The following is a 26,748-nucleotide window of genomic DNA, read 5'->3' on the forward strand; positions in this document are numbered from 1 at the left end:
CGCTCGAAATTACCGAAGCCTCTGGCGTGGGCGTTTCCGGTCAGCTTTTTTTGCGGCTTATCGCTGATTTTTCGAGCCTTTTGCTGCCCCAAATCAGGGCAGCGAAAAATTTTGTTTTGCCCCTAAAGTATCAAGTGAATCGTTCGATAACAGATAGGGGCAGATCTTTATTGGTATTTTCAACCGAGTTTACAAAAGCCTTACATTCGCACCCGATTGTTGCATTAGTTAGCTTGCTCATGATGGCGGATTGTCCCTACTGGCACAAGCGATGACTGAGCGAGATCACCTGGCCGCCAGCGACCCGATAAGCGTTATCCAGATCACCTTTTTGCCGGGTGACTTGCATGAGTTGGCCAAGATGATGTTGTCGGGCCTGGAGAAAATTGCTTGTCCTACCGTCCAGCTCAAGTATGTCGGCGATAAGTTCATGCTTGCGCAATTGTCCGGCCTCATCGAGTTGCGCGTGACTTTCCGCACGGCGCAGGCTGGCAGCATCGATCAGGCCCTGTGACTTGAGTTCGAAGATCCCGTCCCAGTCGGCGTTTTCCGCGCATACGAGCATGCGACGGGACTGTTCGAGCAGTCGTTCATAGGCAGCGATCACTTGTGCTTGCAGCATATCTACCGTTATTCCTCGGTGAGCGGGCCGATCGCGATCCAGGCCGAGGCAATAGTGCCCAGCAGTTGCGCGGCGGTATTGAGGGACTCTTCATTATTCTCAAGGTTGGCCCGCAGCAGCAGGCGCACGACGAAGTCATACAGATCGTCGAGCTGCCGGGCGATGTCGCCGCCCTGCTCCAGGTCCAGTGAGGCACGCAGCCCCTGGCTGACGATATTGATCGCCCGGGTGATCGCCTTGCCCTTGCCGGGAATGTTGCCCGCTTGCATGTGCAGGCGGGCAAGACGCAGCGACGCCTGGTAATGCTCGAACAGCATGGTGATGCGCTGGTGCGGCGAGGCGGCAAGAATGCCGCTCTCCAGGCCGACCCTGGCGTAGGCGCTCGCGTCCTGGGCAGAGATCATTTGGCCGGTCCCTTAGTCACTGTTCAGTGCCTCGAATTGCGTGGTGAGGTAATCGGCGGTCGAGTTCAGCGTCGAGATCAGGGTGTCGAGCTGGGTGAACTGCTCACGCCAGCGCTCCATTTCGGAATCGATCAGGGCCTGCTTCTGTTCGTAGCGCTCTTCGAGCCGGTCCAGCTTGGACTCCAGGCTGTCGGTCTTGGCGGTGATCAGGCCGGTGTCTTCATCGAGGTAGCTGTCCAGGTCTTCGGTGATACGACTGATAAAGCCGGACTTGCCGTCGCTGCCGATGAAGAACTGGGTCACCGCATCGATGTTGTCGTCCAGCGCGCTTTGCAAGGTGTCTTCATCTATGGACAGGGTGCCGTCCGACTGCAGAGTGATGCCGAGCTGGGACAGGTAACTGAACGTGCCGCTGCCGACCGAACTGTAGATGTCGCTGGCCAGTTCCGTGCTGATGCGCCGGGTGGTGGAGTCGCCCAGCAGCTCGCCGCCGGTGGCCGAGTCGGCGTCGTAGGCGGTGAGGTCGTCAACGGTGGAGGCGAAGTCGTTGTAGGCATCGACGAAGGCGGTGATCGCCTTGAGGATCTTGTCGGTATCGCGCTCGACCTTGAGGGTTTGCGAGGCGCCGGTGGCCGTGAGGTTCAGGGTGACGCCCTGCAAGGCGTCCTTGACCGTATTGCTCTGGCTGGTGACCGAGATGCCATTGATGGTCAGCTCGGCATTTTTCGCCGCGACCGTTTCGGTCATGCTCCCCGTGCCATCGGCGTAGCCAAACAGCGAGGACGCCAAATCGCTGCTGTCGCTGCTGCTGTAGCTGACCGTCATTTCAGCGTCGGTGCCGGTGCTGCTGGACGTCAGGACCAGACGATACGGGCTGGCACTGCCATCGCTGACGATGGTCGCGGTGATCCCGCCGCCCGCCGCATTGATGGCGTCGCGCAGCCCGGCCAGGGTGTTGTTGCTGCTGCCGAGGGTGATGGAGATCGCTGTACCGCTGCCGCTCTGAAGGGTGAGCGTGCCGGTCCCCAAGGTGGTGCTGGTGTCGGCGATACCATCGGTGGCGAGGCTCTGCGCCTGGGCCAGTTGGCTCACTTCGATGCTGTAGCTGCCGGCCACGGCGCTGCTGGTGGTCGAGACCGACACGCCGCTGCCCGACAGGCTGGTGGACAGGCTTTGGTACAAGCTGGCATCGGCCAGCGCTTCGGCGGCCGTCTGCAGGGCATTGAGCGAGCTGGTCAGCGTGCCGTAGGCCGAGATTTCCGCTTCGACCGACGCTTCCTGGGTGGTGATCGGCGTCAGCAGGGTCGCGGTCTTCGATTCCTCGAGGCTTTCCAGAATACTTTCCAGATCAAGCCCGGAGCCTACGCCCAGGGAAGTGATGGTTGCGGTAGAGCTGGTGGTCGTCGTCATGTGCGTGTCCGTCCTGATGTGCGCAAAGCCGCTTCGTGGCGCAACATCGGCAATCGACTAAGCGATCTTTAAGGCGCCTGAAAAGTTTTTTCAGACCTGCATGCCCATCACGTCCTTATAAGCCGTCAGCAGCCGGTTGCGGACCTGCACCCCCATCTGGAAGGCCACGCTGGCTTTCTGCGAGTCCGCCATCACATCGCTCAGCGAAACCTCGTCGCTGCCCGCCTGAAAGGCATTGGCCCGGCTGCTGGCGGTTTGTTGCAGTTGGTTGATGCGCTCCAGCGACGCCTCCAGCTCGCCGGAAAACCCCGCGGCCACCGGGCTCACCCGCGAAGCGGCAACGCCCTGCGCCTGTTCGGCGAGGCTGCTCAACTGTTGCAAGGCATCGACAAAGGCTTGGCTGGTCATGACGGCGGGCTCGTGGCTGACGAATGCGCGGCAGCTTAACAAGGCGGCTTACCGGCAGATCCGCCTAATTGAGCGCAAAACAGCAGGCTTTTCTGCCCTTTGCTCACTGACGGCATCGCCAGAATGATTCTGAGCCAATCCCGCCTGGACCACCGCGCCAACCGGCCGACGGACCGCGGGTCGATTACCACTGCCAGCGGACTCTGCAATGCCCCTCTTCCCGGCCAGACCCTCAGCTTCGAGGTGCTCGTGACTACTGCTGCCCAGGCCAAGGGCGCGAACAAGAATCTGCCCATCGCCACGCCGATCCGTCCACTGGATACGTTGACGGCGCTGCTGCGTGGCCGACCGATGCTGCCGCTGCTGCTGGTCGGCGCTGCCGCCGTGGCGGTGCTGGTGGCGCTGTTGTTGTGGGCCCGGGAGCCGGAATACCGGGTGCTGTTCTCCAACCTCGGCGAAGCCGACGGCGGCCAGGTCATCAGCGAGCTGGACAAGCGCGGCGTGCCGTATCAACTGGGAGAAGGCGGACACACCATTCGGGTGCCCGCCGAGCGGATGAACGCGCTGCGCCTGCAACTGGCCGAGCAGGGCTTGCCCAAGGGCGGCAATGTCGGCTTCGAGCTGCTGGACAAACAGGCCTTCGGCATCAGCCAGTTTGCCGAACACCTCAATTATCAGCGCGGCCTGGAAGGCGAACTGGCCCGCACCATCGAATCCCTCGGACCGGTGTCCCGGGCGCGGGTGCACCTGGTGATGGCCAAGGACTCGGTGTTCGCCCGCGACCGTGAAGCCGCCCGCGCGTCGGTCACCCTGACCCTGCAACCCGGCCGTGAGCTGGCGCAGGGTCAGGTTAGCGCGATCATTCATCTGGTGACGTCCAGCGTGCCCGAGCTTGCGGTGGATGGCGTCGCCGTGGTCGACCAGAACGGCCGCTTGCTGTCCCGCAGCCACGGCGGCGACGGGCTGGACGACTCCCGCCTGGAATACGTGAGCGAAATCGAGCGCAGCTATCAGCGGCGCATAGAAGAAATCCTCACGCCCCTGTTGGGCAGCCGCAACGTCCATGCCCGGGTCGTGGCGCAACTGGACTTCTCGACCCGCGAAAGCACCGCCGAGCGCTACGCCCCCAACCAGGACGCGAAGGCCGCCTCGGTGCGCAGCCAGCAGACCTCCGAGCGCACGGCCTCAGGCAGCGATGCCTCGCGCGGCGTGCCCGGCGCGCTGACCAATGCGCCGCCCAACATCCCGCCACCGACCAAGGCCACCGCGCCGACACCGGCGGGCGGCAGCACCGACAGCAGTGCCGCCAAGGGCGAGTCGGGCAAGCCGCCGCAAACCGAGCGCATGGTCAACTACGAAGTGGACCGGGATATCGAGCACGTCAAATCGAGCCTGGGCAATGTCCAGCGCCTGACCGCCGCAGTGGTGGTCAACTACCGCACCGTAATCAAGGACGGCGCCCCTACCAGCGAAGCGCTGAGCAAGGAAGAACTGGCCGGCATCAACGACCTGGTGCGCCAGGCCATGGGCTTCAGCGAAAGCCGCGGCGACACCCTGCAAGTGATCAACAGCCCCTTCGTCGAAGAAGACACCCAGCTTGCCGAACTGCCGTGGTGGCGTACCCCGGAGGCCTACAACCTCGGGACCGGCGCCCTGCGCTACCTGCTGGTGGGCATCGCGGCCCTGCTGTTGTGGCGTCGGGTGATCAAGCCGATGCAACAGCGTGCCAGCGAATCGGGGCGCCGGGACCTGATGGAACTGTCTGGCGAAGACATGGAGCTGACGCCAATGAACAGCGCCGCCGAAGACCTGCTGCCGGGCCAGCCGCGCCCCGCGCTGCCGCGCAAATCGGCGCTCTACGAACAAAACATGGAGAGCCTCAAGCGGCTCGCCACCGAAGACCCGCGCCTGGTGGCCATGATCGTGCGTGGCTGGATGAAAAAGCATGAGTAACAAGATCAGTGGGGCCCGCCGCAGCGCCATCTTGCTGTTGTCGCTGGACGCCGATAACGCCGCCGAGGTGTTCAAGTTTCTGCCGGGCGCGGATGTCGAAACCATCAGCCTGGAAATGGCACGCCTGAGCCAGGTGTCGCACGAAGAAATGCGCCAGGTGTTGGCGGATTTCATGGACGAAACCGAGCAGTACGCCGCCATCAGCATCCAGAGCAGCGACCATATTCGCGCCGTGCTGACCAAGGCCCTGGGCAGTGAACGGGCGGCGAGCCTGATCGATGACATCCTGGAAACCACCAATACCGGGTCCGGCATCGACAAGCTCAACCTGATGGAAGCGCCGATGGTGGCGGAGATGATCCGCGACGAGCACCCGCAGATCGTCGCCACCATCCTCGTGCACCTGGAGCGCAATCAGGCCTCGGCGATCCTGCAGTTGCTGCCCGAGCGCCTGCGCAACGACATCATCCTGCGCATCGCCACCTTCAGTGGCGTGCAGCCGGTTGCACTGCATGAACTGACCGAAGTGCTGGGCGTCATGCTCGACGGCCAAAGCCTCAAGCGCAGCAAGATGGGCGGCGTGCGGGCGGCGGCGGAGATTCTCAACCTCATGGCGACCAGCCAGGAAACCTCGGCCATCGACACCCTGCGCAACCACAGCGCGGACCTGGCGCAGAAGGTTCTCGACGAAATGTTCCTGTTCGAGAACCTGGCCGACGTCGACGACCGCAGCATCCAGACGCTGCTGCAGAACGTCGACAGCAACTCGCTGGCCATCGCCCTCAAAGGTGCGTCCGCGCCCTTGCTCGAGCGTTTCCTGCGCAACATGTCGCAGCGGGCGTCGCTGCTGTTCCGCGAAGACATGGAGGCCCGCGGTCCCACGCGCATGTCGCAGATCGAGGCCGAGCAGAAGACCATCCTGCAGGTGGTCCGGCGCTTGTCGGAGACCGGCGAGATGGTGACGGCGCGGGGCGACGATGCCTATGTCTGAGGCGCAGGAGCACTGGCAGACCTGGCACATGGAGCCCTTGGGCACTGACGCGCCATCCACCGACGACCCGGACGCACCGCGCCGCGAGCGCTTGCGCAAGCAGGCGTTCGAAAAGCGCCTGGAGTTGCAGCGCCTGCGCGACCAGACCCTGGCCGAGGCCCGTGAGCAAGGGCTCGCCGAAGGTCGCGAACAAGGCCATGCCCAGGGCCTCGCCGAAGGCCGTGAAGCCGCCGCCGAAGAACTGCGCCAACAGGTGCTGAAAACCCTCGAACCGTTGCGCGCCTTGTGCCTGAGCTTTGATGAAGCGTTGCGTGAAGTGGACGGCCTGGTGGCGAAACAGCTCGGCCGGGTCGCCCTTGATCTGGCGGGTCGTCTTGCCGGCAAGGCACTGCCGGTGCAGGCCGATCAGGTCGAAGTGCTGGTGCGCCAGATGCTCGCTTGCGAGCCCGTGCTCGCGGGCAAGCCCAGCCTGAGCCTGAGCCCCGACGACCTGCCCTGGGTGCAGAGCAGCCTCGGCGATGCGCTGGACACGGCGGGCTGGAGCCTGCACGCCGATCCGTCCGTGCTGCCGGGCGGCTGCCGCGTGTCGAGCACGGCGGGCGAACTGGATGCCACGCGCCAGACCCGCCAGGACCTGTTCGAGCGCAGCGGCCAATGGCTGCTCGAAGAAACGATCCTGCCGCCATGACCGCCGACAACCCGCACCTGCAACGCTGGGGCCGCGGCCTCGACACCCTGGCCGGCGACTCGCTGCGGGCCGTCGCCTTCCGGCGCAGCGGCCGCATCACCCGCGCCACCGGCATCGTGCTGGAGGCGGTCGGGCTGCGCCTGCCGCTGGGGGCGGGTTGCCGCATCGAGCTGATGGCCGGTGGCGACGGCACGCCGGCGGTCTTCGCCGAAGCCGAGGTGATCGGCTTTGCTGGCGAGGTGCTGTACCTGATGCCCCTGGAAGAAATCCACGGGCTGCAGTCCGGCGCCCGGGTCTTTGCGCTCGCCGACGAGCCCGGCGCCAGCGACGGCATTCGCCCCGTTCCGCTGGGCATGTCGCTGCTCGGGCGGGTGCTGGACAGCAGCGGCAATCCCTTCGACGGCAAGGGCCCGCTGCTGCCCACCCACCGCGCCAGCCTGCACAGCCAGCCGATCAACCCGCTGCAACGCGCGCCGATCGACCGGCAGATCGATGTGGGCATCCGTGCCATCAATGCCCTGCTCAGCGTCGGCAAGGGGCAGCGCCTGGGCCTGTTCGCCGGGTCCGGCGTGGGCAAGTCGGTGCTGTTGGGAATGATGGCCCGCTACACCCAGGCCGATGTCGTGGTGGTCGGGCTGATCGGTGAACGGGGCCGCGAAGTTCAGGACTTCATCGACAACATTCTCGGCGCCGAGGGGCTACGGCGCTCGGTAGTGGTTGCCGCGCCCGCGGACGCCTCGCCGCTGCAGCGCTTGCAGGGCGCCCTGTACGCCACCCGGCTGGCGGAAGACTTTCGCGACCAGGGCAAGGACGTGCTGCTGATCATGGATTCGCTCACCCGCTATGCCATGGCGCAGCGGGAAATCGCCCTCGCCCTGGGCGAACCTCCGGCGACCAAGGGCTACCCGCCGTCGGTGTTCGCCAAGCTGCCGAAGCTGGTCGAACGTGCCGGCAACGGGCCTCGCGGCGGCGGCTCGATCACCGGGTTCTACACCGTGCTCAGCGAGGGCGATGACCAGCAAGACCCCATCGCCGACTCGGCGCGGGCGATTCTCGACGGCCACTTCGTGCTGTCCCGCCAACTGGCCGAAAGCGGCCATTACCCTGCGATCGATATCGAAGCCTCGATCAGCCGAGCGATGAGCGCGATCGTCAGCGAACCGCAACAGCGCAAGGCACAACGGCTCAAGCAGGCGTTGTCGCGCTACCAGCGCAACCGCGACCTGATCAGCGTCGGCGCCTATGCGCCGGGGCACGATGCCCAGCTCGACCGCGCCGTGAGCCTGTACCCGCATATCGAACGGTTCCTCCAGCAGCAGACCCACGAGCGCAGCTCGATGGAAGACACCCTCGCCGGGCTCAACCTGCTGTTCCCCGGCAAATGATCAGGCAGAGACAGGTAGACCCGCATGGCCAATGAGTCGCTGCAAGTGCTTATCGAACTGACCGCCCGCGCGCGGGAAACGGCGGCCACCGCACTCGCCCAGAGCCGCCGCGCCGAACAGCAGATGGCCGACCAGTTGCGCACCCTCGACCAGTACCAGCGCGAATACCGCCAGGGCCTGCAGAAGGAACTGGCCGGCGCCGGCATGAGCCCCGCCACGCTGGCCAATTTCCGGGGTTTTCTCAAGTCGCTGGAAGGCGCTATCGAACGGGCCGAGAACAACCTCGCCCGCCACCGCACGCTGGTAGCCCAGCACCAGGAAGCCTGGCGCCAGGCATGGCGCAAGGTCAACGCCATCGAGACCCTGTTGGCGCGGCGCCTGGAACAGGCACGGCTGCTGGCCGGGCGCGCCGAACAGCGGCGCACCGATGAATTGGCCGGCCGTTCGCGGACCGGCGGGCATCAGGCTTCATCCCTCAACAGCGGATTCTGAGTACCTTCATGGACATCATTACGGCCATCGCGCCAGTGGCCCAGGCTTCACCGCAGACCGTGGTCGGCGACAGTGTCGCGACCAGCGAGACGCCCTCGTTCGCCACGGCGCTGGAGCAGGCTGAAACCGCGAATACCGCCCCTGCCCTTGCGACGAAAATCGCCGCGCCCCCGCCCGTAGCGCTGGAGACCAACGTAGCGGCTGCGCCCGCCGCCGTGGACTTGCCCGTTGAGCCCGAGCCCGAAGAAGTGCCGGCGCCGGCCATCCAGGCCGTGGTTGAGGTGGCGCTGCCTGAAGTCGAGCCCGAAGCCGCGCCAGCAGCGGTCACCGAAGATCTCGCGACGGCGCTGGATGCACCTGCGGATGATGCCGTGAGCAACGACGAGGACACCCGGCAATCCCGCGACTCGCTCGATGCGATCCGCCAGCGACTGGAGCTGATCGACACGGCCGGCCAGATAAACGCGGGCATCCTCGCCATCACCCCGCCAGTGGCGTGGACGCCGCCTCCGCCGACCACTGCTGAGCCCACGCTCGACCCCGTCGAGCCCGACGAGGGCTACCCAGCCGTGGCGCTGGAATGGTCAGCCCCGGAAGAGGACAGCCTTGCCGTCGAGACACGCCCGACCCTCGAGCGCCGGCTACTACCCGCATCGACGGCGGAATCACAGGCCGAAAGCACCCCCACGACCCAGTCGACCGCCGTCACGACCGACAGCGAGCCGAGCCTGCCAACGACCATTGCCACCCTGACGCCGACCATTACCGCTGTCGGCGCCAGCCCGCTCAGCGCCGAAACCGCGACAGCCTCCACGCCGGCCCTGGGCTGCGACGCCTGGCAGGCCGATCTCGGGCAACAGGTGTTCGCCATGGTCCGGCGCGGCGAACAGCAGGTGGACATGCAGTTGAACCCGGCCGATCTCGGCCCGTTGTCCATCAGCCTGAATGTCGGTGAAGGCGGCATCCAGGCGCAGTTCCAGTCGGCCCACGCCTCGGTGCGCGCCGCCGTGGAACAGGCCCTGCCGCAGTTGCAGGTCGCGCTCGCGACCCAGGGCCTGACTCTTGGCGAAGCCTCGGTCAACGACGGCGCATCCCGTCAGGCCATGGGCGATCAGCCGCGCCGGGAGTCGCCGGGCGGCAGCGGTGAAACCCGTTCCGGTCGCACACAGGAAACGGCCGAAGTGCTGGTGCCGCAGCAAGTCGCCCACAGCGGCGCGGGCGTCGACCTGTACCTCTGAGCCGCGCCGCAAAGCCGCAAGTTAACGCCCTAAACCCGCGTTAATCGCCACTTCGGGCGATTTCCCCGCTGGGCATACTTGCGCCCCGTCGAACCGCTTTCCTCATTCCCAAGGCCCGCTGTCCATGTCCACTACCACCAAGAAGATCTGGCTCTGGTTCATCCCCTTTGCCCTGGTCGCGGCGGCGGCCAGCTCCGCTGGTGTGTACGTTTACGTGATCCGTGAGCGAGCCCACTCATATGCGCCCCAGGCCGCAGCCGTCATGCCCCAGGCCCCGCTGCTGGTGAGCATCGCGCCGATGACCGTCAATCTGCATAACGAGCGCGACGAACAAAGCATGCTCTACGTCGGCTTCAACCTGGAGGTCGGCAACGAGACGACGCGCAAACTGCTGGAGCTCTATATGCCGCGGGTTCGCAGCCAACTGCTGACGGTCTTGAGCGGACAGAACAGCAGCGAGCTGACCAGCCCCAAAGGCAAGGAAGCACTGGCGGCGCAGATTCTCGAACTGCTGCGCAAGCTGCTGACCACCGAGCAGCCTGATGTCGCGCTGCTGGGCGTGCTCTACACCGATTTCATCGTGCAATAAGCCCATGTCCACCAACGACATGCTCTCGCAAGACGAAATCGACATGCTGCTGCGCGGCGGCGATGACCTCGACACCACCGATTTCAGCGACGAAGACGGCCTGGAGTTCCCCCAGGGCGAAGACCCGGACGACGCCGGGCGGATCCGCCCCTACAACCCGGCGACCCAGCACCGGGTGATCCAGGAGCGCCTCCATGCCCTGGACATCATCAACGGCCGCTTCGCCCGCTACTTCCGCATGAGCCTGTTCAACCTGATCCGGCGCAACGTGGACATCACCGTCAAAGGCATCGGCTACCAGAGCTTCAGCGAGTTCGCCCTGCACATGCCGATGCCCACCAACATCAACCTGCTGGCCATGAAGCCGCTGCGCGGCACCGCACTGGTGGTGTTCCCGCCGAGCGTGGTGTTCATGGTGGTGGACAACCTGTTCGGCGGCGATGGCCGCTTCGTCACCAAGGCCGAAGGGCGCGAGTTCACCCACACCGAGATGCGCATCATCCGGCGCATGGTGGGGCTGACCGTGGACGCCTACCGCGATGCCTGGAAATCGGTGTATCCGCTGGAGATCGAATACCTGCGTTCAGAGATGCAGGCCAAGTTCGCCAACATCACCGGCTCGCCCAATGAAATCGTGGTCAACACCACCTTCCACCTGGAGGTCGGCAACCTCTCCAGCGATTTCAACATCGTCATCCCCTACCTGATGATCGAGCCGATGCGCCAACTGCTGAACGGCCCGCTGACCGACGTCAACCCGGAGGAGGAGCGGCAGTGGAACCGGCGCATGGCGGATGAAATCACCCATTCCCACGTTGACCTGATTGCCGATTTCGTCGAGGTCGAGGCCCGCCTGGGCCAAGTCATGGCGCTGAAAAAAGGCGACGTCCTGCCCATCGAACTGCCGGACAGCGTGAAGGTGCGGGTCGACGGCGTGCCGGTCATGAACTGCGAGTTCGGCAGCTACAACGGTGCCCGCGCCTTGCTGGTGAAGGAGTTGATCGATCACTCCATCGGCAAGCCCTCTTCTTCCAGCCGATTCGTCAAGGGCCACCTGCCCACAGTCAAGGAACCCGATCATGAGTGACCCGAACACGCCCGAACCGCGCGAAGACGACAACTGGGCCGACGCCTTGGCCGAACAGAGCGCGGGCAGCGACGCAGACGATCCCTGGGCCAGCGCCCTGGCCGAGCAGAACGACGCGGCGCCCGAACCGGTCGGCGTGCCGGCGGACAGCCAGGTGTTCAAGCCGCTGGGCGTCGTCCAGCCCGTGGCGTCGCCGCGGGAGCTGGAAATGATCATGGACATCCCGGTGAAGCTGAGCGTCGAGCTGGGCCGCACCCGCATCACCATCAAGCAATTGCTGGAACTGGCCCAGGGCTCGGTGCTCGCACTCGACGGCCTGGCGGGCGAGCCCATGGACATCCTGATCAACAGCTACCTGATCGCCCAGGGCGAAGTGGTAGTGGTGGATGACAAGTACGGTATTCGCATCACCGAAATCATCACGCCCTCGGAGCGTGTACAGAAGCTCAACCGATGAGCACCGCCAGCGCACTCGCCGCGCCGGCCAGCCTCGGGGTGCCGACCGACGATCTGCTCGGGCTGACCGTGCTGGGCAAGACGGCGCTGGCCCTGGGGCTGGTGATGGCGTGCGTCCTGCTGTGCGGCTGGCTGGTGTCGCGGTTCGCCGCCCGCCCCTCGTCCGCCGGGCAAGTGGTACGGGTGATTGGCAGCACTCGTGTCGGCCAGCGCGAGAAGGTGGTGGTGGTCGAGGTGTGCGGGCGCTGGCTGGTGCTGGGCGTGACGGCGCAGCACGTCGCCTGCCTGTCGGAGCTGGACGCGCCACCGGCGCAGACCGAGGCGGCGGAACACCCTCCGCGCGGCTTTGCCCTGCGTCTGGCGGAGGCGCTCAAGCGCGGCGGGCAGCGCCCATGAAAGCCCGTCTGACGCTGATTGCGCTGCTGACACTGGCGCTGCTGCCCGTCGCCGAAGCAGCCCCCGCGATGCAGGGGCTGGCCGGATTTACCGGCCAGGCGGGGGGCGAGAAATGGTCCCTGAGCCTGCAGACCTTGATGCTGCTCAGCGCCATGGCCTTTCTGCCGGCCGTGCTGCTGATGATGACCGGCTTCACCCGCATCATCATCGTCCTTGGCCTGCTGCGCACGGCCATCGGCACCACCACGGCGCCGCCCAATCAGGTGCTGCTGGGGCTGGCGCTGTTCCTCACGTTCTTCGTGATGTCGCCGACGCTGGAGCAGGCTTATCAGAAGGCGTGGGTGCCTTTCTCGAAAGACGAGATGGGCGTGGAGCAGTTTCTCGATCAGGCCAGCCAGCCGTTTCACAGCTTCATGCTGGGGCAGACGCGCCAGACCGACCTCGCGCTCTACGCCCGTCTGGCGAAAGTCGGCGATCTGCAAAGCCCTGAGACGGTGCCGATGCGTGTCCTGCTGCCGGCCTTCGTCACCAGCGAGCTGAAGACCGCGTTCCAGGCCGGTTTCCTGATTTTCATCCCGTTTCTGATCATCGATCTGCTGGTGGCCAGTGTGCTGATGGCGCTGGGCATGATGATGGTGCCGCCCTCGACCATTTCCCTGCCCTTCAAGCTGATGCTGTTCGTGCTGGTGGACGGCTGGCAGTTGCTGCTGGGCTCGCTGGCCCAGAGTTTCTATCCAGGCTGAGCCTGCGAGGAGTGCCGTGATGACCCCGGAAATGGTGATGGACCTGGCCTACAAAGGCATGCGCATGAGCATGACCCTGGCGGCACCGCTGCTGTTGGTGACCCTGTGCATCGGCCTGCTGGTGAGCCTGTTTCAGGCCGCGACGCAGATCAACGAGTCGACCCTGTCGTTCATCCCGAAGATCGTCGGGGTGTGCCTGGTGCTGATTCTCGCCGGGCCCATGCTGATGGAAATGCTGGTGGACTACACGCGGGCGCTGTTCACCAGCCTGCCGTCGCTGATGGGCTGAAGCGCGTTGATCGAAGTCGGCTGGGACCAGTTGCAGCTCTGGGTAAGCGCCTTTTTCTGGCCGTTCTGCCGGCTGCTGGCGTTCTTCATGAGCGACCCGATTCTTGGCCACAAGAACGTCTCCAGCCAGGTGAAAGTCGGCCTGGCGATGTTGCTGGCCTTCCTGCTCACGCCCAACCTGCCGCCCATGCCGGATATCGCCTTGTTCTCCTGGGCGGGGCTGGGGGTGATTGTCGAGCAGGTGCTGATTGGCGTGACGCTGGGGATGGTCATGCGCATCACCCTGGCGGTGGTCGAAATGGCCGGGGAAATCTGCGGCATGCAGATGGGCCTGGCGTTCGCTTCGTTCTTTTCCGCCGACACCAGCACCAACAGCCAGGTGCTGTCGCGGTTTCTGAGCCTGGTGACGATCCTGATGTTCCTCGCACTGGATGGTCACCTGATGGTGCTGGAATTGCTGTCATCCACCTTCGTGCGCCTGCCGGTGGGGCAGGTTAGCTTCGACCCGCGGGCCTGGAACGCCGTGGCGCGCCACGGCTCGACCATCTTCCTCACCGGCCTGCTGCTGGCGCTGCCCATGGTCGGCGCCCTGCTGATCATCAACCTGGCGATGGGCATCCTCAACCGCGTCGCCCCGCAGCTCACCGTGTTCTCCGTCGGCTTCCCGGCGACGCTCAGCGTGGGCTTGCTGCTGCTCATGGTGCTGGTGGGCGACCTTGGGCAGTTCCTCGCCGGGTTGCTGTACCGGACGCTGGAGTTCATGGAGGTATTGATTGAGCACATGGGCCGGCGTTGAGCGCCCTGTGGGAGCGCTCAGATGTACTCGAACAACGACAACTGCTGCACGCTCGCAAACGTCTGCTGCGCCGCCTGCATCGAGACCTGCAGGGTCACGTAGCGGGAGACGGACTCGGTGTAGTCGGCATCCACCAGCCCGGACAAGCGCTCGGTATAGCTGAGCGCCAGGTCGTCTCCGATGGTGTCGAGCACTTCCACCTGGCTGAGCCGCGCGCCCACCGAGGTGATGACGGTCAGCACATTGTCCTGGGCATTGCTCAACTGGCGGCTGGCGGTGGACAGGGTGTTGCTCAGCGCCGCGCGGTCGGCCTCGTCTTCCACCGGTGTCTGCAAGGTGGAAATCAGATTCTTCAACGTGGCGAACAGATCAGGATCCGCCTCGGCAGCCGCGCTGACCGTCAGGCTGTCACCGTCGGCGGGCGTGCCGTTGAGCGTGAGGCTGAGCCCGTTGATGTCCAGGGTCTCGCCCTCGGTGTACGCCACCGGGTCCGCGCCGTCGATGCTGTACTGCGCAGTGCCGTCGGCGGCGGTGCTGAAGGTCAGGGTGAAGCCGCTGCCGTAGTTGGCATCGCCGGTGTCGGCAATATCAGGACCGTCGAACGTCAGGGTGCCCGCGTTATCGCCAGCCTCGGCGATAAAGCCGGCCGTGCTGCTCACCGACAGAAAGACCGTCGCGCCGTTGTCGCCGCTGGCCATGCTCTGGGTGGCGCTGACCTGCTGCGTCACCACGTTGCTGTCGCCCTGATAGACCATCTCGCCGTCGGCGTTCGCGGCGAAGGCCGGGCTCTGGCTCTGGTAGCCGGAGAACAGGTAGTTGCCGTTGCTGTCGGTGCTGTTGGCCAGGGTAACGAGGGTGTCGTAGATACCCTGCAGCGAGGTGGCGAGGGAGCCGCGGTCGGCATCGCTCAAGGTGCCGTTGCCCGCCTGGACCACCAGGGTCATGGCGCTGGTAATGGCGTCGTTGACACTGTCCAGAGTGCTTTCTTCCTGGGACAGCGACGTGGTGATGGCGGCCCGCGAATCGGCGTATTGCGCGTTGGCGGCGATCGACTGGCGCACAGTCACCGCTTGTGCGGCGGCGAGGGAGTCGTCGGACGGGTTGACCACCCGCGTGCCGCTGGACACTTCCAGCGCCGCCTTCTGGTACTCGCTCTGCTGGGCGAGCATGGAGTTGAGGTTCTGGTTGTAAATGGTCGCACTGCTCAGGCGCATGTCGGCTCTCCTTGGGCGGGCATCAATTGATGTCGAGAATGGTGTCGAGCACCGTGACGCCTACTTCGACGATCTTCGCGCAGGCCTGGTAGTACTGCTGGTAGACGATGAGGTTGGCCGCTTCTTCGTCGAGGTTCACCCCCGACTCCGATTGCTGCAGGGTGGTCAGTTGCTCGGTCAGCGCCGACTGGGTCGCCAACTGCCCGGCCACCCGGGTCGCGGTGCTGCCCACGCTGCTCACCAGCGAGGCATAGGACTCGCTCAGGGTGGACTTGCCGCCGACGATATCGCGGGTCTGCAGGTTGAGCATTGCCAGGGCGTTGGTGTTGTCGCTGCTGCCGCTGGAGGTGCCGGCGGCGATCTGCTCGCCTTCGCTGATCAGGGTGCTGAAGCTGCTGGCCGCGTTGCGGGTGGGCTGCACCAGGAAGCTGTCGCCGTCTGCGGCGGTGCCGCTGATGGTCAGGTCCATGCCGGCGAAGCTGAGGGTGCCGCTGCTGCTGTCGTAGGTCGCGGTCACGCTGGCGCCGGTGTCGTTGCGGCTGACGCTGAAGCCATCGGTGGCGGAGTAGCGGATGGTGTAGTCGCTGCTGCTCAGGGCGCTGACGTCGTCACTGAAAACGGCGCTGATGGTGGCGTCGCCGGTATTGCCGGTGCTGCCGTAGACCACCGGGTCCGCCACCGCGAAGAAGTCGGTGCCGGTATCGCCATTGAGGTCGATGCCCTGCGCCTGCAACGTGTTGAAGGCCTGGGTCAGGGACACGGCCATCAGGCCAAGCTGGTTCTGGGTGTCGGCCAGGGTGGTGTCGCGAAAGTCCAGCAGGCCGCCGAGCGAACCGCCGTCCAGCACGCTGTCGCCCAGAGCCACGCTGTTGCCGGCGGCATCGATGTAGCTGATGGCGGTTTTGCTCGGGTCGCTGGCCGAGGCACCGGCGGCGAGTTCAAAGCTGTCGTTGCCCGCGACCAGCGCCAGGCCGTTGCCGAGGGAGACGGTATAGCTGCCGTTGCTCTGGACCTTGACGTCCACGTCCACCAGTTCGCTGAGCTGGCTCACCAGCAGGTCGCGCTGGTCCAGCAGGTCGTTGGACGCTCCGCCGAGTGCTCCGGCCAGGCTGATCTTCTGGTTCAGCGTGGCGATCTGCGCGCTCAGGTCGTTGACCTGGGTGACCTGATCGTCGATCTGGGTGTTCACATCGTCAGCCATCTCGGACAGGTAGCCGCCCAACTGGTTGAACTGGCTGACCAGGGTTTGCGCAGCGCCCACCACTTCTTCGCGGGCGGCGGTGTCGCTGGCGTCGGAGGTGAGGGTCTGGATCGCCGAGAAGAAACTCTGCAACAAGGTGTCCAGGCTGGCGTCGCTGTCGGCCAGCAGACTGTCGATCTGGCTGACCTCGGTCTGGTAGGTCGACAGCGCGCTTTCGGCGCTGATGGAACCGTTGAGCTGGGTGGTGACGAACTGGTTGTACTGGCGGGCGACGCTGGAAATCTGCACGCCGCTGCCCGAGGTGGACTCGCTGAAGGTGGCCACCTGACGGGTATACCCGTCGGTGTAGGCATTGGTGGTGTTGTTGCTGCTGGTGCTGAGGGCGATCTGGGCCGCCGTGAGGCCGCTGACGCCAATCGAAACGATGCTCATCGGAATGCTCCTGGGCTACATGGTGCGCACTATCGGCCCGGCGCCAGGGCATCTTTACCGCAACCGCAGATTGTTTTGCGCTATCGGTCTTCGGCGAGTGTCACGGCCCCGCGCGGCGGCAAGGTGCCGATGGTGGCCATGACCGCGATCAGCTTGTCGGCATAGCGCGGATCGGTGGCGTAACCGCCCTGCTGCAAGGCCACGGCCGCCTGCGCGCTGTCGGCAGCGGTGCGCGCGGCGGCATAGCCGGGGCGACCGCGGATCAACCGTGCGTAGTCGTCGAACGCAGCTTGCGCGTTCGGGTAGACGCGGAAGCTTTCCTCCTGTTTTTGCGCCTCGCCGGCAACGTATTCGGTGGTCATTACCCGCGCCGTCTCGCCTTGCCAGCGTCCGCCAGCCTTGATGCCGAACAGGTTGTGGCTGTCCGCGCCGGTGGCGGTGGTGATACGCCGGCGCCCCCAGTCGGTTTCCAGCGCCGCCTGGGCCAGAATCAGCTCGGCAGGCACACCGCTGCTGCGCTCGGCGCGGCGGGCTGGGTCGGCGAGGCGGCTCACGAAGTCCTCGACATGGTCGGCGCGGTCCGGCTCGTCACCACGGACTTCGTGACGCTTCCAGGATTCGAAGGCGGGCGTCTGCCGGGTCAGGCTGCCAAAGGGTGATTCAGCGGCGGAATGCGCGGGCGTGATGTGCCCGGTCAGGCTGCGGGTCAACTGGTCGGCCAGGCCCATGCCGCGCCCCGCCAGGGTCTGGGCCCATTGCTGGTCCAGCAGTTCGGTGTAGAGCTGGGTCTGCGAGTCGCTGGACATCTCCGACTTGGGAATGGCCTCGCGCATGCTCTTGAGCATGGTCTGCAAGAACAGCGCCTCGAACTGCCGGGCGGCCTCTTTCAAGCCCGCCTCGCCATCGCGACCGGCCTGGCTGCGCAAGCGCTGCAAGCCCTGCACATCAAGGGCGAACCCGGCTGCACCTTCGGCCACGCTCATCAGATGATCTCCAGTTCGGCGCGCAGGGAGCCGGCGGCCTTGAGGGCCTGGAGAATCACCATCAGGTCCTGCGGCGTGGCGCCAAGGGCGTTGAGGCCCTTGACCACTTCCATCAGGTCGGCGCTGCCTTCCAGTACGCGCAACGCGCGGGATTGGGTCTGGATGGAAATGGTGCTGTTGGCGGTGGCGGCGGTCTGTCCGCCACTGAGGGCGCCGGGCTGGCTGATGATGTTGGTGGTGTCGATGGTCACCGAAAGATCGCCATGGGCCACGGCGGCGCGGAACAGTTTCACCGAGCCGTTGAGCACCACCGAGCCGGTGCGGGAATCGAGAATGACCTTGGGTCGCGCGTGCATCGGCAGCACTTCGAGGCTGTCGATGCGGGCCATGAAGTTGACCCGCTCGTTGGCCGAGAACGGCCCCTGGACCTGCACCAGACCGCCGTCCACCGCCGAGGCCACCGTGCTGCGCATTTCGCTGTTGATGGCGAACACCACCCGCTGCGCGGTGGCCGGGTCGGGCTCGCGCAGTTGCAGCTCGAGCACGCCGTGCTGGGCGCCGAGGTCCAGCGGCACGCTGTGCTCCACCACCGCACCGCGGCTGATTCGCCCGCCCGCCAACTGGTTGATCTGCACACTGCTGCCATTGGCCGAGGCGCCCGCGCCACCCACCAGCAGGTTGCCCTGGGCCATGGCGTAGACATCGCCATCAGCGCCTTTCAGCGGGGTCATCAGCAGCGTTCCGCCGCGCAGGCTGCGGGCGTTGCCGATGGACGACACGACCACGTCGATCTGCTGGCCGGGCCGGGTCAGGGGCGGCAGGTTGGCGGTGACGATCACCGCCGCGATGTTGCGCATCTGCATGTTGGCGTTGGCCGGCAGGGTCACGCCGAGCTGCGACAGCATGTTGGTCAGGCCCTGTTCGGTGAAGGGGCTCTGGGTGGTCTGGTCACCGGTGCCGTCCAGCCCGACCACCAGGCCGTAGCCCACCAGGTTGTTGGTGCGGATCCCGGCGAAGTCGGCGATGTCGCGGATCTGCTCGGCCTGGACGGCGCCGCCCAGCAGCAGCGCGCAGGCGCCGAGCAGGAGGCGCAGGAAGGTGGACAGGGACTCAGCCATGATTCACTCGCTAGAAAGGTGACAGGTTGAGAAGGACGCGATGGAGCCAGCCCATGCGTTGCGCCTCGTTGATATAGCCCTCGCCGACGTATTCGATGCGCGCCAGCGACACCTGGGTCGACAGCACGGTGTTGTCCCCGGTGATGGTGCGCGGGTTGACCACGCCGGAGAAGCGGATGAATTCGGTGCCTTGGTTGATCGCGATCTGCTTGTCGCCGCGCACCCGCAGGTTGCCGTTGGACAGCACCTGCATGACCGTCACCGAGATGGTGCCGGTGAATGAGTTGTTGGCCCGCGAGCCGCCGCTGCCGGCGAATTCATGTTCGGTCGAAGCGTTCAAGCCGTAGTTGCCGACCTTCGAATCGCGGTCGGAGGTTGTGGCGAACGCCAGGCCCATGCTGCCGGCCCGGTCGGCATTGGACGACGAGGTCTTGCTGGCGCTGACCTGCTCGTTGAGCTGGACGATCAGGGTGTCGCCCACCATGCGCGGACGGCGGTCCTCGAACAGCGGCTGCGAACCGCGTCGGCCCTGGTAGATCGAGCCATTGGCCACGCGCTCCGGCAAATACGGCGCCTCCATCGACTCGTCGGGCACCACCGGATCGCGTATCAACGGTGCACAACCCGAGGCCATCAGCATGCTGCTCAGCAGCAGCGCCACGCCGCCGCTTTTCAGGGGATGCCCGGCCATCAGAGCTGGGTCAGGCGCTGCAGCATTTCGTCGGAGGTCTCGACGGACTTGCTGTTGATTTCATACGCGCGCTGGGTCTGGATCATGCCGACCATTTCCTCCACCACGTTGACGTTGGAGGTCTCGACGTAGCCCTGGCTCAGGCTTCCGCCGCCGTTCAGGCCCGGCGTGGTTTCGGTCGGCGAGCCCGAGGCGTCCGTTTCCAGGTACAGGTTCTGGCCGGCGCTCTGCAGGCCCGCGCTGTTGACGAACAGCGCCAGGTTCAACTGGCCGACCTGGGTCGAGGTGGTGCTGCTGGGCTGGGTCACCGAGACGATGCCGTCGCTGCTGATGCTGATGGACGTGGCATTGGCCGGAATGGTGATGCCCGCCGTCAACTTGTAGCCGTTGGCGCTGACCATCTCGCCGTTGGCGTCGAGCTGGAAGCTGCCGTCGCGGGTGTAGGCGGTGGAGCCGTCGGGCATGTCGACTTCGAAAAAGCCCAGGCCATTGATGGCCAGGTCCTTGGAGTTACTGGTTTCCTCCAGGTTGCCCTGGGTGTGCAGGCGCTCGGTGGCCACCTGGCGCACCCCGGTGCCGACCTGCAAGCCCGAGGGCAGGCGGGTATCGGTGCTGCTCTGGGCGCCCGGCTGGCGCACGTTCTGGTAGACGAGGGCTTCGAACACCGCCCGTGAGCGTTTGAAGCCGTTGGTGCTGACGTTGGCCAGGTTGTTGGCAATGACGTCGAGCTGCCCTTGCTGGGCTTCGAGGCCGGTCTTGGCCGTCCATAGTGATCTGATCATCGAGCGGTTATCTCTTCATTCGGCGCCGGCTCAGCCCTGCAGGGAGAGCAACGCATTGGCGGTCTTGGCGTTTTCGTCGGCGGTGCTGATGGCCTTCATCTGCATCTCGTAGCGGCGGGCGTTGTCGATCATCGCGACCATGGCGCCGGTGGGGCTGACGTTGCTGCCCTCCAGCGCCCCCGGCGTCGGGCGCGGGCTGTCGTCGGCCGCCAGCGGCTGGCCGTTGCCGTTGGCATCGGCGGGCGCGCGGAACAACCCGTCCGTGCCCGCCTCAAGGGCGCCCGGCAGCGCCGACACCATCTTCAGCCGCCCGACCGGGCTGAGGCCGCGCGGCTCCATGCCCAGTTCGCGAACACTGAGGGTGCCGTCGCTGCCCAGGCTGACTTCACTGCCCAACGGCACGCTGATGGGGCCGCCATCACCGATGACGGGCAGGCCGGCCACCGTCACGGCGCCACTGCCGTCCACCTGCAAATCGCCGCGGCGGGTATAGGCTTCTTCGCCGTTGGCGGTCTGTACCGCGAGCATGGTGTTCTCGCCCAGGGCCACGTCGAGGTTGCGGTCGGTGTGGGTGATCGGTCCTTCGGTCCAGTCCACGCCCACGCCGCTGGCGTTGACCGACACCCGCGTGGGCAGGCCCTCGCCCGCCACCGGCGACGACTCCATTTGCACCAGTTGCGCACGGAAGCCCGGCGTCACGACGTTCGCCAGGTTGTTGGCGACCACCGCCTGTTGTTCCAGTGCCTGGTTGGCGCCGCTCATGGCGGTGAAGAGCATCCGGTCCATGGCGTCAGGATCCGATGTTCACGGCTTGCTGCAGCACTTCGCTCTGGGCGGTCACCGACTTGGCGTTCGCCTGGAAATTGCGCTGGGCGATGATCAGGTTCACCAGCTCGGCGGTGAGGTCGACGTTGGAGTCTTCGGTGGTGCCACTGAGGATCGAGCCCAGCGAACCGCTGCTGGCAACGCCCAACAGCGCCTGGCCCGACGAGGACGTCGCCAGCCAGGTGTTGTTGCCGTTGGATTTCAGGCCGTTTTCGTTGGCGAAGGTGGCGAGCTGGATCTGGTCGATTTCCTGGGTCTGGTCGTTGGAGTAGGTCGCGATCACAGTGCCCGTGTCATCGATGGTGAAGCTCACCAGGCTGCCGGAGGTGTAGCCGTTCTGGGCGATGCTCGACACCTCGGAGTCGTTGCCGAACTGCGTGGTGCCGGTCAGATCCAGCGTGAGGTTCATCTCGGCGGCGCCGTTGGCCGGGTCGTAGGTGTAGGCGCCGGTCGCGCCGCTGGTGATCAGCCCGCTTGAGCTAAAGCTCACCGACTGGGTTTCGCTCAGCAGGTTGCCATCGATGGCGGTGTGCACGTCCCAGGTGTTCACCGCGGACTTGGTGAAATACAGCGTCGAGGTGTGGCTGTTGCCCAGGGAGTCGTAGACCGTGGCCGTGGTCGAGTAGGAATAGGTCGACGCATTGGTGGCATCGAAGGCGGCGGTGACGATGCTCTCGCTGGCGTCGAGGTTCAGTTCCGCATCCAGTTCGGTGCTGGCGCTGGCCTGCATGCCGCTGGTGGGAATCTGGATCACGCCGTTGACGCCGAGCAACTGGTCGCCCGCCGCGTTCACCAGATAGCCTGCGGCGGTCAGCGTCAGTTGGCCGTTGCGCGAATAGACGGTCTGGGTGCCGTCGCTGAAGGTGAAGAAACCATCGCCGTTGATGGCCAGGTCCAGGCTGTTGTCGGTGGTGGTCAGGCTGCCGGCGCCGAAATTCTGCACGACGCCCGACACCGAGGTGCCCAGGCCCACATCGGCACCGGAATAGACGTCGGCGAACTGCACCGTCGAACTCTTGAACCCCACGGTCTGCGAGTTGGAGATGTTGTTGCTGACCACGTTGAGGTCGGTGGACGCGGCGGACAGGCCGCTCAGCGCTTGGGAAAAGGCCATGGTTGTTCTCCTGTTGAGCGAGCGAAGACGGCGCCGAGGGCGCGCCGGCCCGGCGTGAATAAGGTTCAGAGCACCAGCTTGATGTCGCTCAGGCCAACGTTGTCGTTGACCCCGCCGAGGTCGAGGGCGACCGCGTTGCTGCTGTCGGTGGTCACGCCGGTCACCCGCGCGTACTTCAGGGCCGTGGCGCTGACGGCCACGTCTTCGCTGGTCGCGCTGATGCTGAAGGTGTAACTGCCGTCGGCGGCGGTGCTGCCATCGGTCTGCACGCCATCCCAGTACAGCGACTGGGTGCCGGCACTCATGTCGCCGGCATCGAGGGTGGCGACCACGCTGCCGCTGCTGTCCTTGATGGTGACGGTGACGCTGTCGGCTGCACTGGCCAGGGTCACGCCGAAGGCGGTGGCGACGCCGCTGGCCACCTGGATGCTGTTGCCTTCGATCAATACACCGTTGCCCACCAGCGCCGAGGCCTGCAGGGTTTCGGCGGCGCTGATCTGGCTGGAGATGCCTTCCAGAGTGCTGGTCACGCCTTCGATGCTGCTGATGGTGCTGATCTGCGCGAGCTGGGTGACCATCTCGCTGTTGTCCAGCGGGTCGGTGGGGTCCTGGTTCTGCAACTGGGTCGTCAGCAGCGTGAGGAACTGGTCCTGAAGCTCTTGCGCACTGCTGCTGGAACTGTCGCTGGTACTGCTGGTGCTGTTCATGGTCGAGAGGACCGAACTTGCGATGGTGCTGGTCATGGTTACGCCTCGCCCAGGGTCAGGGTCTTGAGCATCAATTCTTTGCTGGTGGCCATGACTTCGACGTTGGCCTGGTAGGAGCGCGAGGCGGAAATCATGTTCACCATCTCCCCCACCGGCTCGACGTTGGGCATGGTCACGTAGCCCGATTCGTCGGCGAGCGGATCGCCAGGGCGGTATTCCTGGCGCATCGGCGAACCGTCCTCGACCACCTGGCTAACCCGCACGCCGCCCACGTCGCTGCCGTCCTGATACTGGGTTTCGAACACCACCTGACGGGCCCGATAGGCCTCGCTGTCCGGGCCGCTGGCGGTGTCGGCGTTGGCCAGGTTGCTGGCGGTCACGTTCATGCGCTCGGACTGGGCGCTGAGCGCCGAGCCGGCGATTTCGAAGATGCTGAACATCGACATGCTGTGTTCCCCGGGTTATTCGGACTGCATTGCGGTCTTGAGCGACTGCAGGCGGTTGGTCAGGAAGGTCAGGCTGGCCTGATAGCGGACGCTGTTGTCGGCGAACTGCGCGCGTTCGCGGTCCATGTCCACGGTGTTGCCGTCCAGGCTCGGCTGGTCGGGCACGCGGTACTGCAACTCACGCACCGCGCTGCCGCTGGACGAGGCCTGCAAGTGGCGATCGGAGGTGGTGGCCAGCGACAGGCCACGGCTGCCCGAGCGACCTTCGCCCAGGGAGCTGGCCAGTTCGGCGGCGAAATCGAAGTCACGGGCGCGGTATTCGGGCGTGTCGGCGTTGGCAATATTGTTGGCCAACACCTGCTGGCGCTCGGCACGCAGGCTCATCGCGTCTTGCTGAAAGCGCAGTTCGTTGTCGAGTTTGTCGATCATGCCGGCGGGCCCGTGCGTCTGTTGAACAGCCAGCAGAGTAGTGGCCGAGAACCTGCGGCAAAGACCGGAACACACCGCTATTTGGCGAGCAATTCGAGCTTTGCCCGCTCGACGAGCGCCCTAGAATGCTCCGCCTGAAACCCATCAAGCGGCGTCTTCCGGATGAAAGGTTCTCTCCCTCTTCATGCGCTGTTCGTGCGGCGTTGCCAGTCGCTGGGCGTGCTCTGCTGCCTGTTCCTGTCGAGTGTTGCCGGCGCTCAGGCCGACCTCTTGCAGGAGCGGGTCCGGGCGTTGGTCGAACAACGCCTGCCGGCTGACAGCCGCTTGAGTGACCTGATCGTCGGCCAGCCGGCGGCGCGCATCCGCGCCTGTGCCGAGCCCCGGCCGTATCTGGTGCACCCGCGCCGGCTGGCGGTCGGGCGCGTGGCCGTTGGCGTGCGTTGCGCCGACCAGGAGGAAGTGCTCGGTTTTTTGCAGGTCATGGTCGGCGCGCAGGGTTCCTATGTGGTGAGCGCCCGCAAGATCGAGGCGGGTGAAATCATTCAGGCCGACATGCTGGTCAGCAAGCGTGGCCCGCTGCAGGAACTGCCAAAAGGCAGCGCGTTGCGCGCCGATCAGGTGATCGGTCGGCAAGCCGCTCGCAGCATCGAGCGCGGCGCCGTGCTGGCGCTGAAGGCGGTCCGCGAGCGCTGGCTGGTGGAGCGCAACCGGCCCGTGGTGCTGCGGGCGCAAGGCACGGGATTCAGCCTCACCCGGGAGGGCAAGGCGCTGGACAACGGCGGCCTGGGCAACACGGTGCGGGTGGTCAGCGCCGACGGCCGGATGCTCAGCGCCCAGGTCATCGGCCAGAACGAATTGCTGCTGCGTTACTGATTTTTTCGTCGAAAGCCTATCGCCGGCCAAAGGTGGCCCTCACGAATGCCGATAGTGTTCCCACCACAGCCAACGAAGCCTCTATCGTGAAAATCATAAGCGCCCCGCCCAGCAGCCTTCTTCCCCAGACCGATAGCAGCCTGGCCGGCACCACCCCTTCGCGGGTCGCGCCCCAGGACCTGGAAATGCTCCCGGAAGACGCCGTGCAGATCTCCCGGATCAGCGACCTCAATGAGTCCGACCCGACTGCGGACGTCGACCTGGAAAAGGTCGCCACCCTGCGTCAGTCCATCGCCGATGGCAGCTTCCAGGTCGATTCAGAGGCGATCTATACCAGCCTGGTCGCCGAGGCCAGGGAAATGCTCGGCAGTGCGCCGACCTGAGCGCTGGCCAAGCCGGCGAGTCCTGAAAGTGGAGTGTTTATGAGTCTGGACAGGCACCTGGAGGTGCAACACCGGGTGGTTGAGCAGTTGCTGCAATTGCTTGAGCAGGAACGCGTCGCCCTGGCCCACGCCAGGGTCGACGCCGAACGCCTGCGTGAGCTGGTCGCCGGCAAGCAGGCGGCGTTGCTGCGGCTGGAGCAACTGGAAGCCATGCGCGCCGGTGCGCAACTGAAACTCGGCTACGGCCCAGGCCGGGAAGGCGCGGCGCGGGCGGCACGGGATGCCGACTGCCTGGCCACCTGGCGCCGCCTGCTGCAATCGGCGCTGCGGGCCAGGGCGCTGAATCGGGCCAACGGTGATGCGCTGAGTGTGCGGATGAAAGGCAATCAGCAGATTCTCGACTTCCTCGACCGCGTCACCGCCGACAGGCTGTACGGGCCGAACGGTCGGCCCTTGCCCAGCCTGTCCTGAAGCACGCAGCGCTGCCGTTCACTCGACCCGCTCGCCTTCGATCAGCCGCTCCGGGCCTTTGCCGTGCAGCGCCATGTAGCTGGCGAACTGGCCCAGCCGAACGTCCAGCGCCTGCAACAGACGGTTGCGGGTGGTGGTGACTTCGTTCTGGTTGAAGAAACCCGGCTCTTCCAGATAGATGCCGAACAACTGGTTGATCTGCACCGGATCGTGGATGACGAAGTGCTCTTCGGCGTTGTGGTTGTACAGCCCGATCATCTGCCCGGTCTGGGTGCCCGCCGGGTGCATGAAGACCATGCTCCCCTGCTGGCCTTCGCGCAGCCGCAGGCTGGCGTTGTTGATCTGGTAGCACGACTCCTTGCCGGTGTCGTCCCGGCGCCCCCAGAACTCATGCTCCTGCGGGCGGCTTGAGCTGATGTGCATGGACGACGACCTGCCGCTGATGTAGCCGGAGCCATTGGAAACATAGCCGCCACCGCCGCTGTGATGGTGGCTGGCGTTGAGCTGGGTGCTGGTGCGTTTCTCGGTGTCGAGCACCTGGCCGGTGATCATGAAAAAGCCGAACTGGCGATCGAAGTGATGGAAAGGCTCTTCGATGAAGTTGACGTCGCCGGGGCTGAGGGTGGTGTCGTACATGGTGCGGATCATTTCCGCGCGGGCCGCCTTGTCACGCTTGGCCTGCTCGCGCAGCTCGGCGCGCTTGACCTTGGCATCGTCGATCGCCTTGAGCGCCTGGGCCTTGAGGATCGGGGTCTTCTCCTGGGCGTAGGCTGCGGCCTTGCCGCCGGCTTCCTTGAGGATCGGCGCCGCCTTCTGACCGGCTTCCACCGCCATCTCCTTGGCCTTTTCCAGCGCCTGGGCAGCCTTGGCGGCCAGTTCCGGATTGGCGTCGATGGCTTTTTTCTTCAGGTCGTCCCACAGACTCATGGTTGTTGCTCCTTGCTCGGTGTGCCGCGGCACGGGTGGCGGCCGGGAAATACTGGCAATTTAACCTGCGATGCGTGCAAGCGCGAAGTGTACGTGGCGAATGCGGTCATTGCCTCGTGACACCTGAGCCACCCCCTGCAAACTTGCTGGAGGCGGTGGACCGTGCAGAAACGTTGATCCAGCGGGGGTAAGGCGACAAAAAAACC

The 26,748-nt window shown here is 65.4% G+C and carries 32 protein-coding genes; 16 read left to right on the forward strand and 16 right to left on the reverse strand.

All coding sequences use genetic code 11. From position 1 onward, the window contains the following. Nucleotides 1-256: 256 nt before the first annotated feature. The 4 genes from HWV67_RS23355 to fliE form a co-directional block, all read right to left on the reverse strand. A complete protein-coding gene (locus tag HWV67_RS23355; RefSeq protein WP_175652970.1) occupies nt 257-622 on the reverse strand; it encodes a flagellar protein FliT in 366 nt (121 codons plus the stop codon). Between the two features lie 8 nt (nt 623-630). Then, nucleotides 631-1,026, reverse strand: a complete 396-nt coding sequence (fliS, locus tag HWV67_RS23360; protein WP_175652971.1) for a flagellar export chaperone FliS — start codon at nt 1,024-1,026, stop codon at nt 631-633. A gap of 12 nt (nt 1,027-1,038) precedes the next feature. Further along, complete coding sequence (gene fliD, locus HWV67_RS23365; protein ID WP_175652972.1) at nt 1,039-2,436, reverse strand: flagellar filament capping protein FliD; 1,398 nt, start codon at nt 2,434-2,436, stop codon at nt 1,039-1,041. 90 nt (nt 2,437-2,526) lie between these two features. Continuing rightward, nucleotides 2,527-2,844: a flagellar hook-basal body complex protein FliE gene (fliE, locus tag HWV67_RS23370; RefSeq protein WP_175652973.1), complete on the reverse strand. Its 318-nt coding sequence runs from the start codon at nt 2,842-2,844 to the stop codon at nt 2,527-2,529. A 249-nt stretch (nt 2,845-3,093) separates the two neighbouring features. Here fliE and fliF point away from each other — a divergent pair, with 249 nt between their 5' ends. The 13 genes from fliF to fliR all read left to right on the forward strand — a co-directional run bounded on the left by fliF (nt 3,094) and on the right by fliR (nt 13,946). Beyond that, nucleotides 3,094-4,797 (forward strand): flagellar basal-body MS-ring/collar protein FliF, encoded by a 1,704-nt coding sequence (gene fliF, locus HWV67_RS23375; RefSeq protein ID WP_175653122.1) that lies wholly within the window; start codon nt 3,094-3,096, stop codon nt 4,795-4,797. Continuing rightward, a complete protein-coding gene (gene fliG / locus HWV67_RS23380) occupies nt 4,790-5,788 on the forward strand; it encodes a flagellar motor switch protein FliG (RefSeq protein ID WP_175652974.1) in 999 nt (332 codons plus the stop codon). The genes fliF and fliG overlap by 8 nt, the downstream gene beginning before the upstream one ends. Next, a complete protein-coding gene (locus tag HWV67_RS23385) occupies nt 5,775-6,476 on the forward strand; it encodes a flagellar assembly protein FliH (protein WP_256680184.1) in 702 nt (233 codons plus the stop codon). Before fliG ends, HWV67_RS23385 begins: the two co-directional genes overlap by 14 nt. After that, nucleotides 6,473-7,861 carry a flagellar protein export ATPase FliI gene (gene fliI, locus HWV67_RS23390; RefSeq protein ID WP_175652975.1) on the forward strand — a complete coding sequence of 463 codons (1,389 nt, stop codon included), beginning with the start codon at nt 6,473-6,475 and terminating at the stop codon, nt 7,859-7,861. Before HWV67_RS23385 ends, fliI begins: the two co-directional genes overlap by 4 nt. Before the next feature lie 24 nt (nt 7,862-7,885). Beyond that, the gene (gene fliJ / locus HWV67_RS23395; RefSeq protein WP_175652976.1) at nt 7,886-8,353 is read left to right on the forward strand and encodes a flagellar export protein FliJ; all 468 of its coding nucleotides are present in this window, start codon (nt 7,886-7,888) and stop codon (nt 8,351-8,353) included. Nucleotides 8,354-8,361: 8 nt separating this feature from the next. Next, nucleotides 8,362-9,591 (forward strand): flagellar hook-length control protein FliK, encoded by a 1,230-nt coding sequence (locus tag HWV67_RS23400; protein WP_175652977.1) that lies wholly within the window; start codon nt 8,362-8,364, stop codon nt 9,589-9,591. 124 nt (nt 9,592-9,715) lie between these two features. After that, nucleotides 9,716-10,180, forward strand: coding sequence for a flagellar basal body-associated FliL family protein (locus tag HWV67_RS23405; RefSeq protein ID WP_175652978.1), 465 nt, complete (start codon nt 9,716-9,718; stop codon nt 10,178-10,180). Nucleotides 10,181-10,184: 4 nt separating this feature from the next. Next, on the forward strand, nt 10,185-11,267 hold the full coding sequence (fliM, locus tag HWV67_RS23410) for a flagellar motor switch protein FliM (protein WP_175652979.1): 1,083 nt from the start codon (nt 10,185-10,187) through the stop codon (nt 11,265-11,267). Then, the gene (gene fliN / locus HWV67_RS23415; RefSeq protein WP_175652980.1) at nt 11,260-11,724 is read left to right on the forward strand and encodes a flagellar motor switch protein FliN; all 465 of its coding nucleotides are present in this window, start codon (nt 11,260-11,262) and stop codon (nt 11,722-11,724) included. The genes fliM and fliN overlap by 8 nt, the downstream gene beginning before the upstream one ends. A gap of 38 nt (nt 11,725-11,762) precedes the next feature. After that, nucleotides 11,763-12,119, forward strand: coding sequence for a flagellar biosynthetic protein FliO (gene fliO, locus HWV67_RS23420; RefSeq protein ID WP_256680186.1), 357 nt, complete (start codon nt 11,763-11,765; stop codon nt 12,117-12,119). Continuing rightward, nucleotides 12,116-12,862, forward strand: coding sequence for a flagellar type III secretion system pore protein FliP (gene fliP, locus HWV67_RS23425; protein ID WP_175652982.1), 747 nt, complete (start codon nt 12,116-12,118; stop codon nt 12,860-12,862). Before fliO ends, fliP begins: the two co-directional genes overlap by 4 nt. Before the next feature lie 19 nt (nt 12,863-12,881). Continuing rightward, a complete protein-coding gene (fliQ, locus tag HWV67_RS23430; protein WP_175652983.1) occupies nt 12,882-13,151 on the forward strand; it encodes a flagellar biosynthesis protein FliQ in 270 nt (89 codons plus the stop codon). 6 nt (nt 13,152-13,157) lie between these two features. Next, nucleotides 13,158-13,946: a flagellar biosynthetic protein FliR gene (gene fliR / locus HWV67_RS23435; RefSeq protein WP_175652984.1), complete on the forward strand. Its 789-nt coding sequence runs from the start codon at nt 13,158-13,160 to the stop codon at nt 13,944-13,946. 17 nt (nt 13,947-13,963) lie between these two features. On the opposite strand, the gene flgL is transcribed toward fliR, so the two are convergent. From flgL to flgB, 11 genes are all read right to left on the reverse strand, one after another. Further along, a complete protein-coding gene (gene flgL, locus HWV67_RS23440; protein WP_175652985.1) occupies nt 13,964-15,160 on the reverse strand; it encodes a flagellar hook-associated protein FlgL in 1,197 nt (398 codons plus the stop codon). A gap of 22 nt (nt 15,161-15,182) precedes the next feature. Next, a complete protein-coding gene (flgK, locus tag HWV67_RS23445; RefSeq protein WP_175652986.1) occupies nt 15,183-16,793 on the reverse strand; it encodes a flagellar hook-associated protein FlgK in 1,611 nt (536 codons plus the stop codon). Nucleotides 16,794-16,873: 80 nt separating this feature from the next. After that, nucleotides 16,874-17,776 carry a flagellar assembly peptidoglycan hydrolase FlgJ gene (flgJ, locus tag HWV67_RS23450; protein ID WP_175652987.1) on the reverse strand — a complete coding sequence of 301 codons (903 nt, stop codon included), beginning with the start codon at nt 17,774-17,776 and terminating at the stop codon, nt 16,874-16,876. Further along, a complete protein-coding gene (locus HWV67_RS23455) occupies nt 17,776-18,894 on the reverse strand; it encodes a flagellar basal body P-ring protein FlgI (protein ID WP_175652988.1) in 1,119 nt (372 codons plus the stop codon). Before HWV67_RS23455 ends, flgJ begins: the two co-directional genes overlap by 1 nt. A gap of 10 nt (nt 18,895-18,904) precedes the next feature. Further along, entirely contained in the window at nt 18,905-19,585 is a 681-nt protein-coding gene (locus tag HWV67_RS23460) for a flagellar basal body L-ring protein FlgH (RefSeq protein ID WP_175652989.1), read from the reverse strand. Continuing rightward, entirely contained in the window at nt 19,585-20,367 is a 783-nt protein-coding gene (flgG, locus tag HWV67_RS23465) for a flagellar basal-body rod protein FlgG (RefSeq protein WP_175652990.1), read from the reverse strand. Before flgG ends, HWV67_RS23460 begins: the two co-directional genes overlap by 1 nt. Nucleotides 20,368-20,397: 30 nt before the next feature. Continuing rightward, a complete protein-coding gene (locus HWV67_RS23470) occupies nt 20,398-21,153 on the reverse strand; it encodes a flagellar basal body rod protein FlgF (RefSeq protein WP_218585616.1) in 756 nt (251 codons plus the stop codon). 4 nt (nt 21,154-21,157) lie between these two features. Next, nucleotides 21,158-22,306, reverse strand: a complete 1,149-nt coding sequence (gene flgE, locus HWV67_RS23475; RefSeq protein WP_175652991.1) for a flagellar hook protein FlgE — start codon at nt 22,304-22,306, stop codon at nt 21,158-21,160. Between the two features lie 65 nt (nt 22,307-22,371). Beyond that, entirely contained in the window at nt 22,372-23,049 is a 678-nt protein-coding gene (locus tag HWV67_RS23480) for a flagellar hook assembly protein FlgD (RefSeq protein ID WP_175652992.1), read from the reverse strand. A 2-nt stretch (nt 23,050-23,051) separates the two neighbouring features. Beyond that, nucleotides 23,052-23,459, reverse strand: coding sequence for a flagellar basal body rod protein FlgC (flgC, locus tag HWV67_RS23485; RefSeq protein WP_175652993.1), 408 nt, complete (start codon nt 23,457-23,459; stop codon nt 23,052-23,054). A gap of 15 nt (nt 23,460-23,474) precedes the next feature. Then, a complete protein-coding gene (gene flgB / locus HWV67_RS23490; protein ID WP_175652994.1) occupies nt 23,475-23,888 on the reverse strand; it encodes a flagellar basal body rod protein FlgB in 414 nt (137 codons plus the stop codon). A 162-nt stretch (nt 23,889-24,050) separates the two neighbouring features. Here flgB and flgA point away from each other — a divergent pair, with 162 nt between their 5' ends. From flgA to flgN, 3 genes are all read left to right on the forward strand, one after another. Beyond that, nucleotides 24,051-24,761: a flagellar basal body P-ring formation chaperone FlgA gene (flgA, locus tag HWV67_RS23495; RefSeq protein WP_175652995.1), complete on the forward strand. Its 711-nt coding sequence runs from the start codon at nt 24,051-24,053 to the stop codon at nt 24,759-24,761. 86 nt (nt 24,762-24,847) lie between these two features. Continuing rightward, on the forward strand, nt 24,848-25,144 hold the full coding sequence (locus HWV67_RS23500; RefSeq protein WP_256680187.1) for a flagellar biosynthesis anti-sigma factor FlgM: 297 nt from the start codon (nt 24,848-24,850) through the stop codon (nt 25,142-25,144). Nucleotides 25,145-25,183: 39 nt separating this feature from the next. Then, nucleotides 25,184-25,615 carry a flagellar export chaperone FlgN gene (gene flgN, locus HWV67_RS23505; RefSeq protein WP_175652996.1) on the forward strand — a complete coding sequence of 144 codons (432 nt, stop codon included), beginning with the start codon at nt 25,184-25,186 and terminating at the stop codon, nt 25,613-25,615. A gap of 18 nt (nt 25,616-25,633) precedes the next feature. Here flgN and HWV67_RS23510 read toward each other — a convergent pair whose 3' ends face one another. Next, on the reverse strand, nt 25,634-26,542 hold the full coding sequence (locus HWV67_RS23510) for a hypothetical protein (protein ID WP_175652997.1): 909 nt from the start codon (nt 26,540-26,542) through the stop codon (nt 25,634-25,636). Nucleotides 26,543-26,748: the final 206 nt, after the last annotated feature.

Origin of the sequence: Pseudomonas sp. Marseille-P9899, from assembly GCF_903166565.1 — a bacterium.
GTDB classification, from domain to species: Bacteria; Pseudomonadota; Gammaproteobacteria; order Pseudomonadales; family Pseudomonadaceae; genus Aquipseudomonas; species Aquipseudomonas huaxiensis.